Below are 14,155 nucleotides of genomic sequence, written 5' to 3'. Positions count from 1 at the left end.
GATCACAGATCCATCAGCAGGCGACGCGGATCTTCCAGCGCCTCTTTCACACGAACAAGGAACGTCACCGCGCCTTTGCCGTCCACGATCCGGTGGTCATAGGACAGGGCCAGATACATCATCGGGCGGATCTTGACCTCACCATTGATGGCCATCGGGCGATCCTGGATCTTGTGCATCCCCAGAATACCCGATTGCGGGGGGTTCAGGATCGGCGAGGACATCAGCGAGCCATAGACGCCGCCGTTCGAGATGGTGAACGTACCGCCCTGCATTTCGGCCATGCTCAGCTTGCCGTCGCGGGCGCGCTTGCCCTTTTCGGCGATGGCTTTCTCGATCTCTGCGAAAGACATCGAATCCGCGTCACGGATGACCGGCACCACAAGGCCCTGAGGCGTCCCTGCGGCCACACCCATATGGACGAAGTTCTTATAGACGATGTCAGTGCCGTCGATCTCGGCATTCACCTCAGGCACTTCTTTCAGCGCGTGACAGCAGGCCTTGGTGAAGAAGGACATGAAGCCGAGCTTTACGCCGTGTTTCTTCTGAAACAGCTCTTTGTATTCGTTGCGCAGGGCCATCACCTCGGTCATGTCCACCTCGTTAAAGGTGGTCAGGATCGCAGCGGTGTTCTGGGCATCCTTCAGGCGTTTGGCGATGGTCTGACGCAGACGGGTCATGCGCACGCGTTCTTCGCGGCTTGCATCTTCGGCGGCGACAGGCGCGCGCGGAGCCGGGGCCGCCGCCGCCGGGGCCACGGGTGCCGGAGAGACCGGAGCGGAAGAGGCCGCCGCAACGGCGCTGACCACGTCTTCTTTCATGATCCGACCATCGCGACCTGTGCCAGTGACCTGACCAGCGGACAACCCGGCCTCGGCCATCGCTTTCTCAGCCGAAGGGGCATTGGCGATGTCTTTGCCACCGACGTCACTGCCGCCTGTGGCAGCAGCCGCTGCTGCGGGCGCCGGAGCGGTCCCTGCCGCCGCGCCCGAGATCACCGCAAGTTTGGCGCTGGCATCTACGGTGCTGCCTTCCGGGGCCACGATTTCGGCCAGAACGCCCGCTGCCGGGGCCGGAACCTCGACCGAGACCTTGTCGGTTTCCAGCTCGCACAGCATTTCATCCTGCGCGACGCTGTCGCCGACCTTTTTGAACCATGTCGAGACGGTCGCCTCCGTCACAGATTCACCCAAGGTCGGCACCATCACATCGACGCTGCCGCCGGATGCAGCCGGGGCCGCTGCCGGGGCAGGTGCAGCTGCCGCCGGGGCAGGCGCGGCCCCTTCTCCGGCTACAATGGTGGCCAGCAGTGCGTTGACACCCACAGTTTCACCTTCGGCGGCGACGATTTCACCCATCACACCGGCTGCGGGCGCGGGGACTTCGACCGTGACCTTGTCGGTTTCAAGCTCACACAGCATTTCATCCACTGCCACGGCGTCGCCGGGTTTCTTGAACCAAGTTGCAACCGTGGCTTCGGTGACGGACTCGCCAAGCGTGGGAACACGAACTTCAATCGTCATCGCTTACTTTCCTTTGATGCTCAGCGCTTCGTTAACCAGCGCTTCTTGTTGGGCTTTGTGTTGGCTGGCCAGACCCGTCGCGGGCGAGGCCGATGTGGCGCGACCGGCATAGACCGGGCGTGTGTGTTTGGCTTTGATGCGGGTGAGGACCCACTCAATATTGGGCTCGATAAAGCTCCAGGCACCCTGGTTCTTGGGCTCTTCCTGGCACCAGACCATTTCGGCCTGTTTAAACCGTTCAAGCTCGTTGATCAGCGAATGCGCAGGGAACGGATAATATTGTTCGATCCGCATCAGGTAGATGTCATCGATACCGCGCGCATCTCGTTCCTCCAGCAGGTCGAAATAGACCTTGCCCGAGCACATGACGACCCGCTTGATCTTGTCATCCGCCACCAGCTTGGTGTCCGAATTGCCTTTCTGAGCGTCATCCCACAGTACCCGGTGGAAGCTGGACCCGGTGGTGAAATCCTCGGCCGTACTGACCGCCAGCTTGTGGCGCAGCAGCGATTTCGGCGTCACCAGGATCAGCGGTTTGCGGAAGGTCCGGTGCAGCTGACGGCGCAGAATGTGGAAATAGTTCGCGGGCGTCGTACAGTTCGCCACGATCCAGTTGTCCTGACCGCACATTTGTAGGAACCGTTCCAGACGCGCTGACGAGTGTTCGGGACCTTGCCCTTCGAACCCGTGCGGCAGCAGCGTCACCAGACCGGACATGCGCAGCCATTTGCTCTCGCCCGAGCTGATGAACTGATCGAACATGATCTGCGCACCGTTGGCAAAGTCACCGAACTGCGCTTCCCACAGGGTCAGCGCGTTGGGTTCGGCCAGCGAGTAGCCATATTCAAAACCCAGCACCGCATATTCGGACAGCATCGAGTCGATTACTTCGTATTTCGACTGACCTTCGCGAATGTTGTTCAGCGGGTAAAAGCGCTCTTCGGTCTCTTGATGCACAAAGCCCGAGTGGCGCTGGCTAAAGGTGCCGCGGGTTGCGTCCTGACCGGACAGGCGCACCGGATAACCTTCGGTCAAAAGGGACCCAAAGGCCAGAGCTTCACCGGTTGCCCAGTCAAAGCCCTTGCCGCTGTCGAACATCTTTTTCTTGTGATCCAGCAGACGTGCAACGGTCTTGTGAACCGCGATATCGTCGGGCGCATGGGTCAGCGCCTGGCCGACCTCTGCCAGCGTATCCGGTGAAATTGCGGTTTCGCCGCGGACATATTCCTCTTTGTTCTTGTCCAGATGTGACCAGCGCCCGTCCAGCCAGTCTGCCTTGTTGGGCTTATAATCTTTGCCGGCCTCGAACTCATCGTTCAGGTGGGCCTGGAAGGCGGCTTTCATATCCTCGATCTCGCCTTCGGGGATCAGACCGTCTTTGACCAACCGTTCGGTATACAGCGACAACGTGGTCTTATGCGTCTTGATCTTCTTGTACATGATCGGGTTGGTGAACATGGGCTCATCGCCCTCGTTGTGACCAAACCGGCGGTAGCAGAAGATGTCGATGACCACGTCCTTGTGAAACTTCTGACGGAACTCGGTCGCCACCTTGGCGGCATGAACCACCGCCTCGGGGTCGTCGCCGTTCACGTGGAAGATCGGCGCTTCAACCATCAACGCGATATCCGTCGGATAGGGGCTGGAGCGTGAGAAATGCGGCGCGGTGGTAAAGCCGATCTGGTTGTTCACCACGATATGCATCGTGCCGCCGGTTTTGTGGCCGCGCAGGCCCGACAGGCCAAAGCCCTCGGCCACGACGCCCTGACCCGCAAAAGCCGCGTCACCATGGAGCAGGATGCCCATCACGGCAGTGCGGTCCTCGTCCTTCAACTGGTCCTGCTTGGCACGAACCTTGCCCAGCACCACCGGGTTCACCGCCTCAAGATGCGAAGGGTTAGCGGTCAGTGACAGGTGGACGCTATTGCCGTCAAACTCGCGGTCGCTGGAGGCGCCGAGGTGATATTTCACGTCGCCCGAGCCATCCACATCCTCGGGCTTGAAGCTGCCGCCCTGAAACTCGTTGAAGATCGCGCGATAGGGTTTGCGCATCACGTTCGCCAGAATGTTCAGACGGCCCCGGTGCGGCATGCCGATAACGATATCCCGCACACCCAGCGCGCCACCGCGTTTGATGATCTGCTCCATCGCGGGGATCAGGCTTTCGCCACCGTCCAGACCGAACCGCTTGGTGCCCATGTATTTGACGTGCAGGAATTTCTCAAAGCCCTCGGCCTCGACCATCTTGTTCAGGATCGCCTTGCGGCCCTCCTTGGTGAAGGCGATTTCCTTGCCATACCCCTCGATCCGTTCCTTCAGCCACGCGGCCTGTTCCGGGTCCGAGATATGCATGTATTGCAGCGCGAAAGTGCCGCAATAGGTCCGTTTCACGATCTCGACGATCTGGCGCATGCTGGCCATCTGCAGGCCCAGCACGTTGTCGATAAAGATTGGCCGGTCCATGTCGGCCTCGGTGAAGCCGTAGGTTTTGGGGTCCAGCTCGGGATGCGTGCTGGCGGCGCGCATGCCCAGCGGGTCCAGATTGGCGGCCAGATGGCCCCGGATGCGATAAGCCCGGATCAGCATCAGCGCCCGCAGACTGTCAAGAACAGCGCGTTTGATCTGGTCATCGCTGACCTCTACACCTTTGTTCGCCGCTTTGTCCTTGATCTTCTGGCCCGCCGCCTTGGCGTCAATCTCTGCCCATTCCCCGGTCAATGCGCCGGTCAGGTCGTCCGCTGGCATCGGAGGCCAGTCGGTGCGCGCCCAGGACGGGCCCTCAGCCTCGCGCTGAACATCAGGTGAGGCGTCCCCCATGGCCTTGAAGAACTCGGCCCAGGCGGCATCCACCGCGCCGGGGTTTTTGGTGTACTGGGCATAAAGCTGCTCCAAATACTCGGCATTGTGCCCCTGCATAAAGCTTGAGGCGTGAAAGGCAGAATTGGGCGAATGTTCGGTCATTGGGCTACCTCATGTGGGTTGGGACCGTATTGATTGGTGCCTGGTTGGCTGGGGCGGGTCAGCCACCACAGGACCAGGAGGGGCGACACAAACAGGATCAGGAGTGTCGGAATGACGATGAGTAAAGTGGCACGGGTGAACAGAATGTCCAGATTGCCGCCGTGCTGGAAACTTGAGGCGATGCCGATGCCAAAGAACAGGGTCGCAAAGGCCCCGAGGATCAGCAGGATCGGCAACAGAGCGAACAGCCCGCTGCGTCCGGTATCGTGCATCCGCCGCCACGCGACGGCCAGATGCGGGATGAACACGATCAGGGTCACAATGCGCTGCACTGGCTGGTTGGACGTCGCGGTGACTTGTTTCACCTCATCGGTTTGCGTCGTGGCGACCTGCGTGAAGAACTGCCAGTCGATGATCCCGGCGATGACGCTCCAGATCACGATGAACAGGAAAAAGAACCAATATTCGGGGCGTGATGCGCGACCCGAGAAGGTGAAGAATTTCGAGAAACAGGTGCGGATGGCGTCAGAGAAGGTCATGGGGTTACCTCACTGAGGCTTAGTGGGAGAGATACTGATGACTGCCGGTGGCAGAGCATCGAAGATTTGCGGATCGAATGTTCTTCTGGATTCGGGGAGCTCGATTGTCGTCGACGAATAGAGCGTTCTGAGTTTCGGTTCGTCCAGATTGGCGGCAAAGATCTTTGCGTTGCCCGACGTTCCAAACAAGGCTGTCACGCCGTCCCGGTTGCTCTTTGGCATGTCCTCGGGCCATTTTTCTGCAAAACCGTCGAACTGTGTTACGGCGTCAAGGATGGTGCTGGGTCCCGCCATGATGCAATAACCCTTACCGAGGCTTACGCCGAGAACGGCCAGTTGGTACTCGCTTTTGCTATATGCGGGCTGGTTCGGAGGCAGCGCAGAGTTGCCCAGAATTGAGGCGGCCATGAAGTCAGCATTTACAATCAAATAACCAAGCTGCGTGCCAGGGTCGTCGCTAAGCGCCATTAGCTCGAGGGCTTCATCGCCAAAGACTGCGAAGTCCCGCGCAAACAACGACCAGAACAGCACGTTCAAACTCGTTTGCGGTGTATCAGCAGCCTGCCAGCCAAGATTTTTCAACTCGTCATCAACCGCCGCAACGTTGTTTCCGAGGTCAGAACACAGGCTCAGTACATCGCGGACGGTTTCCGGTTCACCGGATGCATATACGGGGCTGCACAGAGTGCTTAGCGCGACGAATACTGCACCCGCCCGGCGGCACCGCCGGGCAGCGCCCGACCGCCCCCATGGGCGGGCGCTTTGCGCCCACCCGCGGCCGGGCGCTGCCCTCAGAGCTATGTCCCGGTCCTTGAGCATCTTACCCAATCGCTTCCAACACAGCCTCACCCAGCTGCGCTGGGCTTTCGGCCACAACGATACCGGCCGAGCGCATGGCTTCGATCTTGTCCTCGGCACCGCCTTTGCCACCGGCGACGATGGCGCCCGCGTGGCCCATGCGGCGGCCCGGAGGGGCTGTGCGGCCTGCGATGAAACCGGCGGTCGGCTTCTTGCGGCCTTTCTTGGCCTCATCCGCCAGGAATTGCGCGGCTTCTTCCTCGGCCGAGCCACCGATCTCACCGATCATGATGATCGACTCGGTCTCGTCATCGGCCAGGAACCATTCAAGCACGTCAATATGCTCGGTACCCTTGATCGGGTCGCCGCCGATGCCCACACAGGTGGACTGGCCCAGACCCACATCGGTGGTCTGCTTGACGGCCTCATAGGTGAGCGTACCCGAACGCGACACAACGCCGACCGAGCCGCGCTTGTGGATGTGGCCGGGCATGATGCCGATCTTGCAGGCGTCGGGCGTGATGACACCGGGGCAGTTCGGCCCGATCAGGCGCGATGTGCTGCCTTCCAGCGCGCGCTTCACCTTCATCATGTCCAGAACCGGGATGCCTTCGGTGATGCAGACGATCACTTCCATCTCGGCATCAATCGCTTCGAGGATCGAGTCAGCCGCGAAGGGCGGCGGCACATAGATCACGCTGGCGTTGGCTTCGGTCACATGCTTGGCTTCGTGAACCGAGTTGAACACGGGCAGGCCCAGATGCTCCATCCCGCCTTTGCCGGGGGTCACGCCGCCGACCATCTTGGTGCCATAGGCGATGGCTTGTTCGGAGTGGAATGTGCCCTGCGAGCCGGTAAAGCCCTGACAGATCACTTTGGTGTTTTCGTCGATGAGGACTGCCATTTTAGGAGTCTCCTTAGAAAATTATCGTTTCACTCGCCATTTGGCGAGTTCAGTGCATTAGGTTAGGCGGCTTCTTGTTGCGCACCGATTGTCCAAGTGTTCTCTCCATCGTTGCAGGAAACTGAGCGACCAGTCGCGAGTGACTGTTCTCGCATTGCGTCAGCATCTGGGCCTTCGGGACAATCAAACAGAATTGGTTGGCGCGAAACCGGGTTTTGTGAGACACCGCCTTGGTCCAAGGCAGCTTCCTCAGCGCAACCAGCCAGCGCCGCAATGCCTAGAGCCAAGGCAAATCTCAACATCAGCCCTTAACCGCCTTCACGATCTTCTCGGCACCGTCTTTCAGGTTGTCCGCCGCGATCACGTCAAGACCCGAGGTGTTGATGATCTCTTTGCCTTTCTCGACATTCGTGCCTTCCAGACGGACGACCAGCGGAACCTGCAGGCCGACCTCTTTTACCGCTGCGACAACGCCCTCGGCGATCACATCACAGCGCATGATGCCGCCGAAGATGTTGACCAGAATGCCTTTAACGTTTTCGTCCGAGGTGATGATCTTGAACGCTTCGGTCACTTTCTCTTTGGTCGCACCGCCGCCCACGTCCAGGAAGTTGGCAGGCTCGGCACCGTACAGCTTGATGATGTCCATGGTCGCCATTGCCAGACCGGCGCCGTTGACCATGCACCCGATCTCACCATCCAGCGCGATGTAGTTCAGGTCGTATTTGCTGGCTTCCAGTTCCTTGGGATCTTCCTCGGTCGTGTCGCGCAGCTCGGCGATGTCGGGGTGGCGGTAGACCGCGTTGCCGTCGAAACCGACCTTGGCGTCCAGCACTTTCAGATCGCCGCTGTCCGAGACGATCAGCGGGTTGATCTCCAGCATCTCCATGTCCTTCTCTACGAAGGCGTTGTAGAGCTGGTTCATCAGCTTGACGCATTGCTTGACCTGCGCGCCTTGCAGACCCAGCGAGAAGGCGATGCGGCGGCCGTGATACGCCTGATAGCCGGTTGCGGGGTCGACCGAGAAGGACAGGATTTTCTCAGGAGTAGCAGCAGCCACTTCTTCGATATCCATGCCGCCTTCGGTCGAGCAGACAAAAGAGATACGGCTGGTTTGGCGGTCCACCAGCAGGGCCAGATACAGTTCGCGCTCGATGCCGGACCCGGCCTCGATATAGATGCGGTTGACCTGTTTGCCTGCGGGGCCGGTCTGATGCGTGACCAGCGTGCGGCCCAGCATCTTTCTGGCTTCTTCCGCGGCTTCTTCGACCGACTTGGTCAGACGGACACCGCCTTTTTCACCGGCGTCGGCTTCTTTGAAGGAACCCTTACCGCGGCCCCCTGCGTGGATCTGTGCTTTGACAACCCAAAGCGGGCCATCCAGTTCACCAGCTGCGGTTTTGGCTTCCTCGGCGCGCAATACGGCGCGACCGTCGGAGACCGGAGCGCCATAGCTGCGAAGAAGCGCTTTGGCCTGATATTCGTGAATATTCATCGAAATTGTCCCGTCTGACTGCGATTAAGCATTTATAGGGGTGTCTAGGGGGCAAGTTTAAAGGCTTTTTTGACGTGTCACGGCTTTTTGTTGAAGATTTTCACTATTTGTGATCACAGGTTTTTGGGGTGTGATCACAAAGTATAAGCGCAACGAATCAATTGCGTTTTAAATCCCGTCCGATCAATTGACAGCAGTAAATGACGGCTTCTATTTTTCACGCTAACCCAGATGAAGGATCGAGAAAACCGAATGACAAATCCAGTCATCAGTGGTCCTGCAACGGTTACTCTGAAAGAAGAAGAGCGGTCTTCAAGAACCGAGCGCCCGCAGGCTTTTTACCGTCCGGACGGAAGGGTGATGCCCAATGGCGACATCGTATCGGGGCAGTTGAGCACGCCCCCCTGCCAAACCCCGCCAGCGCAACCCGGCGCAAAGAGGGTGCAGGGGCCAGTTCTGTTCGCGGGACTGGCGTTGGAGCAATTTGGCCATGTCCTGATAAACTCGTTGGGTCGGTTGTGGGCGTTGCAACATCTGCCCCCTGAGACCCGATTGCTGTTCATCCCCAAAAGATCGGAAGAGCCGGAAAAGTACCGCCACACCGCGTCGGTTCTCAGATGGCTTGGGTTTTCCGGTGAGTTCCTGCTTGCGCGAACGGACACGACTTTTGAAGAACTCTACACCTGCCCTGACATTTTCGGAGAACGATATGGCGGGCAGGGCCTGCCGGGGTTTTATACATGGCTGGATGGCCGGCTGCCGGTTGCCCAGGACATTGACTCGGACTTGAAGCTATACGTGACCCGCAGCGGGCTGGGCCACAATGTCGGGCGCTATGCCTGCGAAGATCACCTTGAGCATCAGTTGCGGCGGCAAGGGTACCGCATTGTTGCACCGGAAACGCTTGGCCTTGCCGAGCAAACACATCTGTTCCGCTCGGCGGGAAAATTGATATTCGCCGAAGGTTCGGCGCTGCACCTGTATGCGCTGATGAATCGCCCGGAACAAAACTGTGCAGTCATCAAACGGCGCGAAAGCCTGCCGCCGTTAATCTCCAGCCAACTGATCGACCGGACAGGGCGGGGGCCGCATATTGTCGATGCGATCCGTGATGTTTTCTGGCCGCCTGTCCGCAGTGATCACCTTTCGGTCTCGGTGCTGGATTTCGACAAACTGGGCGCCGACCTCGAAAATGTCGGGCTGATCGACCGGTCGCTGGGGTGGGACAGGCCCGACCCATCCGTCCAACAAGCGTCGATATGTGCTGGTCTGGCGGATGGGCAAACAATGTTGAACGCCGATCAACGCAGGGATTTCCTGAGAGAGATCAGGGCCAGAAGATCGGCGTAACTTACGGCGAGACGAATTCAGGCTTTTGTTGCGCCTCTGCCTCGAGCGACAGATGGGCAAACGCAGGGAACCCGGCTTTGGCTTCGGCTTTGCCTGATTTGTACTCGAACAGACCGAAGAACCGCTCAGTTCCGAACTCTTCCAGTGTCACATTCGTCCATTCGGCAAGGATTTGGTCGTAATATTCGCTCAGGGTCGCATCCCCGGGGGACAGCCCCGACAGCAGGACCAGCCCGGTTGGGCGGCAATCCAGAACGTCGATATTCAGGTCGGGCCTGTATCGCTGAAGAATTGGGATCAGTTTCCAGACATCGCCAGTCCACGCCCCGGTGTCCTCTGGCCCGACGATGCGCGAGGTCATCTCGTGATCATATGGGATGCAGTCATGCAGGGCGATCACACCGTCAGGCTTTGAGTTTCTTTCGGTGTTGATGATGTCGCGCAGCAGGAATTCGAACAGGTGCATGCCGTCCAGAAAGGAAAAACTTATCCCGGTCGTCATTTTTTCAAGAAACGCGGTTTTGAAGAACGCGTCGCTTTTCTGCTGGAAAATATGAAGGGCCGGTTTGTCTTGAATGATATCCGCGGTCACTTTGAAAAAAGGGTCAACCGCGATGGTTTTTCCGCGAACATCTGCAAGTGTCCTGCCGGTGCGGCACCCGACCTCCATGTACCAGTCAAAGACATGCGCCCGGTGCAGGGCCTTGAGGAAGGGAACGTACCGCATGCCGTTGCAGGGTTGAAACATACTGTCTTCCTTGGGCGATGCGGTTCAATAAGCAGGACGGCCCCGTCAGGAGAGGCCGTCCCGAATTCAGATCAGGCCAACGAGCTGTCGATGCCCTTACAGGCTTCGATCAGGCCCTTCACGGCGTTGACCGAGTTGTCGAAACCGGCCTGCTCTTCTTCGTTCAGCTTGATGTCGACGACGCGCTCGATACCACCGGCACCGATGACGGTTGGGACGCCGACATACATGCCTTCAACACCCAGCTCGCCGTTGCAATAGGCGGCGCAGGGCAGAACGCGTTTTTGATCTTTCAGGTAGGCTTCTGCCATTTCGATGGCCGATGTGGCCGGTGCGTAGAAGGCCGAACCGGTTTTCAGCAGGCCAACGATTTCGGCACCACCGTCACGCGTGCGCTGAACGATGGCGTCCAGCTTTTCCTGCGTGGTCCAGCCCATCTCAACCAGATCGGGCAGCGGAATACCGGCAACGGTTGAATACCGCACCGACGGCACCATGGTGTCGCCGTGGCCACCCAGAACGAAGGCGGTGACGTCACGCATCGAAACGTTGAACTCTTCCGACAGGAAATGCGCGAAACGGCCCGAGTCCAGAACGCCAGCCATGCCGCAAACCTTGTTGTGCGGCAGGCCCGAGAACTCACGCAGAGCCCAGACCATCGCGTCCAGCGGGTTCGTGATGCAGATCACGAACGCGTTCGGGGCATGGGCGGCGATACCCTCGCCGACCGATTTCATGACCTTCAGGTTGATGCCCAGCAGGTCGTCGCGGCTCATGCCCGGCTTGCGCGGGACACCGGCGGTGACGATGCAGACGTCTGCGCCCGCGATGTCCTCATAGGACTGGGTGCCTTTCATTTTGGCGTCAAAGCCTTCGGACGGGCCGGATTCAGCGATGTCCAGCGCCTTGCCTTCGGGGGTGCCTTCGGCGATGTCGAACAGGACGACGTCACCCAGTTCTTTCATTGCTGCGAGGTGGGCGAGCGTGCCGCCGATCTGACCTGCGCCGATCAGCGCGATCTTGGGTCTGGCCATTTGGAATCTCTCCGGTCGGTTTTGAAATCGCGGTTGTGCTAGTCCCTAAATGGCTTTCGCGCAAGCCTTCTACGGCGCGGCATGCAACCGCATACCGATTGCACTGCCCCAAGTGATTGCGCTAAACGGCTTGTGAGACTGGCCGAAACCGGAACGCTGCATGTTCGAACTGAACCTGATGTTTTTTGCTGTGGCGATCCCGGCGGTGATTTTTGCAGGTATTTCCAAAGGCGGGTTCGGGTCCGGAGTGGCCTTCGCGTCGTCCTCGATTCTGGCGCTGATCCTGACGCCGGGACAGGCGCTGGCGCTGATGCTGCCGATCCTGATGGTTATCGACGTGGCCACGCTTGGCCCCTATTGGAAACGCTGGAGCTGGTCGGATTCCTGCCTGCTGATCTTTGGGGCGCTGCCCGGGGTGGCGTTGGGCGCTTGGCTGTATCGTGTGACGGACGATGATCTGTTGCGGCTGCTGATCGGCGGCATCTCAGTCGGCTTCGTGATCTGGCATGTGGCGCAATCCAAAGGCTGGATCCGCGGCTTCGCCAATCGCCTGCCGCCACCCGCAGGACTGTTTGCGGGGCTGGTCGCCGGGTTCACCAGCTTTGTCAGCCACGCAGGCGGCCCGCCCGCCGCCGTCTATCTGCTGTCTCAGCGCCTTTCGAAGACCGAGTTCCAGGCCTCAACCGTGCTGGTCTTTTGGGTGATCAATGTCGCGAAGTTCATCCCATATGCCTATCTTGGCCTGTTCACATGGCATACGGCGCTGGCCGATCTGTTGCTGACGCCGTTTGCAATTTTGGGGGCGTGGCTGGGCGTCCGGGCGCATTTCATGCTGTCCGAACGCGTATTTTTCGGCATCGCCTATGTTTTGCTGACCCTGACAGGCGGCAAACTGATCTGGGATGCGCTGACCTAGACGTTGGGAGGCAGCGCATCGGCCATCTGCTCATACGCCTGACCTGAGGCGATCAGGCAGGTCATGCCGTCCGGCAGCGTTACCGTGATCGTCCAGCTGCCGGTTTGGTCTGATGCATAGACTTCCATCACCGCGCCTTGCCGCGCGATACCGAGGCCGCGACGCGTTTCGCCATAGGTTTCAGCCAGCCGTTTCACCACATCCTCACGTGGGGCGCAGGTGCGGGCCTGCACCTGCTGCGCGGCCAGAACCATAATCCCAAGCCCCATCGTCATCTTGAACAACGTGTTTTTCATATGTGAACCCTCTCGATTCCTTCTGGGTTCAGAGTGGGTTGCGTTAACCGAAATCCGGTTAAGTCATCGAACGTTGCGTCGGCAATGCTGCGTTGCGGCGATTTTTTCCTTGAACATTCCGGCAAAAAATGCCCCATTCCACGCAACTTTATTACAAAGAGAGATGTCAATGGACCCTCGTCAGCGCCCCTATCGTTCTGTTCTTTACATTCCCGGTTCTCGCGATCGGGCACTGGACAAAGCGCGGACCCTGCCGGTCGATGCTATCATCTTTGATCTCGAAGACGCGGTTGCTGCCGATGAAAAGGCCAACGCGCGCGAGACATTGAAGGCAGCCCTTGCCGCCGGAGGCTATGGCGACCGGGTGAAAATCGCGCGCATCAACGGGCTGGATACCGAATGGGGCCGCGCCGATGCCGAAGCTGTGCGCGAGATGGACGCCGACGTGGTTCTGTTGCCCAAGGTGAACTCGGCCGCCGACGTGGATGCGCTGGCCGTTCTCACCGGCGACATGCCGATCTGGGCGATGATGGAAACGCCACGCGGGATGCTGAATGCTGCCGAAATTGCAGCCCATCCGCTGATGACGGGCTTTGTTATGGGAACCAACGATCTGGCCAAGGATCTGCAAACCCGGTTCCGCCCGGACCGCCTGCCGCTGATGACTTCGCTGGGCCTATGTCTGCTGGCCGCCAAGGCCGAAGGACTGATCATCGTGGATGGCGTCTATAACGCCTTCAAAGACGCGGATGGTCTTGCTGCTGAATGCGAACAAGGCCGCGATATGGGTTTTGACGGCAAAACGCTGATCCATCCGGCTCAGGTGGAAATCACCAACGCGGCCTTTGCGCCATCTGATGCTGAGATCGACCTGGCTCGCCGTCAAATCGCCGCCTTTGAAGAGACCGAGGCGCAGGGGCAGGGCGTTGCTGTCGTGGATGGCAAGATTGTTGAAAACCTGCATGTTGTAACAGCCCGCGAAATTCTGGCAAAAGCAGAGGCGATTTCAGCTTTGCAAGCGGGGTAAGCCAGCATGGGCTTTGTTCTTCTGATCCTTGGGGTGGCGCTGTGGTGGGCCGCCCATCTGTTCAAACGTGTAATGCCTGCGCAACGCGCTGCCATGGGCAATGGTGGCAAGGGTGCGGTGGCACTTGCGTTGGTCGCGGCGATCCTGTTGATGTTCTTCGGTTATCGCATGACCGACTTCATCTATGTCTGGGGCCCGCCGACCTTCTTGATCCACGTGAACAACCTGCTGGTGCTGATCGCGATCTACCTGATGAGCCCCGCAGGCACCAAAGGCCGTCTGCTGAACAAGCTGCGCCACCCGATGCTGGGCGGGTTCAAACTGTGGGCGTTCGCGCATTTGCTTGTAAATGGCGATCTGGCGTCGATCATCCTGTTCGGCGGCTTGCTGGCCTGGGCGGTTGTCGAAGTCATCGTGATCAACAAATCCGAGCCCGAATGGACCCCCGGACAGCCCGGAACCTATGGCAAGGATGCAATGTTCTTTGTCGCTTCGATCGTGCTGCTGGGCGTGATCGGATATATTCACGGGCTGGTCGGCCCGTCCCCGTTCGGCGGATAAGGA

The 14,155-nt window shown here is 59.1% G+C and carries 13 protein-coding genes; 4 read left to right on the top strand and 9 right to left on the bottom strand.

Features of this window, described 5'->3' with window-relative positions; genetic code table 11:
• Positions 1-2: 2 nt before the first annotated feature.
• The 6 genes from odhB to sucC all read right to left on the bottom strand — a co-directional run bounded on the left by odhB (position 3) and on the right by sucC (position 8,220).
• Positions 3-1,523: a 2-oxoglutarate dehydrogenase complex dihydrolipoyllysine-residue succinyltransferase gene (odhB, locus tag ACOQOY_RS09380; RefSeq protein WP_420585177.1), complete on the bottom strand. Its 1,521-nt coding sequence runs from the start codon at positions 1,521-1,523 to the stop codon at positions 3-5.
• Between the two features lie 3 nt (positions 1,524-1,526).
• Positions 1,527-4,484, bottom strand: a complete 2,958-nt coding sequence (locus ACOQOY_RS09375; RefSeq protein ID WP_420585176.1) for a 2-oxoglutarate dehydrogenase E1 component — start codon at positions 4,482-4,484, stop codon at positions 1,527-1,529.
• Positions 4,481-5,023 (bottom strand): DUF805 domain-containing protein, encoded by a 543-nt coding sequence (locus ACOQOY_RS09370; RefSeq protein ID WP_420585175.1) that lies wholly within the window; start codon positions 5,021-5,023, stop codon positions 4,481-4,483. The genes ACOQOY_RS09375 and ACOQOY_RS09370 overlap by 4 nt, the downstream gene beginning before the upstream one ends.
• 9 nt (positions 5,024-5,032) lie before the next feature.
• Positions 5,033-5,605, bottom strand: coding sequence for a hypothetical protein (locus ACOQOY_RS09365; RefSeq protein ID WP_420585174.1), 573 nt, complete (start codon positions 5,603-5,605; stop codon positions 5,033-5,035).
• Between the two features lie 238 nt (positions 5,606-5,843).
• On the bottom strand, positions 5,844-6,725 hold the full coding sequence (gene sucD, locus ACOQOY_RS09360; RefSeq protein WP_420585173.1) for a succinate--CoA ligase subunit alpha: 882 nt from the start codon (positions 6,723-6,725) through the stop codon (positions 5,844-5,846).
• 301 nt (positions 6,726-7,026) lie between these two features.
• Positions 7,027-8,220 (bottom strand): ADP-forming succinate--CoA ligase subunit beta, encoded by a 1,194-nt coding sequence (gene sucC / locus ACOQOY_RS09355; protein ID WP_420585172.1) that lies wholly within the window; start codon positions 8,218-8,220, stop codon positions 7,027-7,029.
• A gap of 252 nt (positions 8,221-8,472) precedes the next feature.
• On the opposite strand from sucC, the gene ACOQOY_RS09350 reads away from it, so the two are divergent.
• Positions 8,473-9,570, top strand: a complete 1,098-nt coding sequence (locus tag ACOQOY_RS09350) for a glycosyltransferase 61 family protein (RefSeq protein ID WP_420585171.1) — start codon at positions 8,473-8,475, stop codon at positions 9,568-9,570.
• Position 9,571: 1 nt separating this feature from the next.
• Here ACOQOY_RS09350 and ACOQOY_RS09345 read toward each other — a convergent pair whose 3' ends face one another.
• Together ACOQOY_RS09345 and mdh are read right to left on the bottom strand one after the other, a co-directional pair.
• Positions 9,572-10,318 carry a hypothetical protein gene (locus ACOQOY_RS09345; protein ID WP_420585170.1) on the bottom strand — a complete coding sequence of 249 codons (747 nt, stop codon included), beginning with the start codon at positions 10,316-10,318 and terminating at the stop codon, positions 9,572-9,574.
• Positions 10,319-10,389: 71 nt separating this feature from the next.
• Positions 10,390-11,352, bottom strand: coding sequence for a malate dehydrogenase (mdh, locus tag ACOQOY_RS09340; protein WP_170414978.1), 963 nt, complete (start codon positions 11,350-11,352; stop codon positions 10,390-10,392).
• Between the two features lie 160 nt (positions 11,353-11,512).
• Here mdh and ACOQOY_RS09335 point away from each other — a divergent pair, with 160 nt between their 5' ends.
• A complete protein-coding gene (locus ACOQOY_RS09335; RefSeq protein ID WP_420585169.1) occupies positions 11,513-12,268 on the top strand; it encodes a sulfite exporter TauE/SafE family protein in 756 nt (251 codons plus the stop codon).
• Here the strand turns inward: ACOQOY_RS09335 and ACOQOY_RS09330 are convergent.
• Entirely contained in the window at positions 12,265-12,564 is a 300-nt protein-coding gene (locus ACOQOY_RS09330) for a hypothetical protein (protein WP_420585168.1), read from the bottom strand. The two genes, ACOQOY_RS09335 and ACOQOY_RS09330, sit on opposite strands and share 4 nt — an antisense overlap.
• Positions 12,565-12,733: 169 nt before the next feature.
• Here ACOQOY_RS09330 and ACOQOY_RS09325 point away from each other — a divergent pair, with 169 nt between their 5' ends.
• Positions 12,734-13,591: an HpcH/HpaI aldolase/citrate lyase family protein gene (locus tag ACOQOY_RS09325; protein ID WP_420585167.1), complete on the top strand. Its 858-nt coding sequence runs from the start codon at positions 12,734-12,736 to the stop codon at positions 13,589-13,591.
• A gap of 6 nt (positions 13,592-13,597) precedes the next feature.
• Entirely contained in the window at positions 13,598-14,152 is a 555-nt protein-coding gene (locus tag ACOQOY_RS09320) for an NnrU family protein (protein WP_420585166.1), read from the top strand.
• The last annotated feature ends 3 nt before the right edge of the window (positions 14,153-14,155 follow it).

The sequence above is a fragment of the Ruegeria sp. genome (assembly GCF_965221235.1).
Classification (GTDB): Bacteria; Pseudomonadota; Alphaproteobacteria; order Rhodobacterales; family Rhodobacteraceae; genus Ruegeria.
The sequence above is the reverse complement of the archived record's forward strand: the minus strand, read 5'-3'. Positions and strand labels throughout refer to the sequence as shown.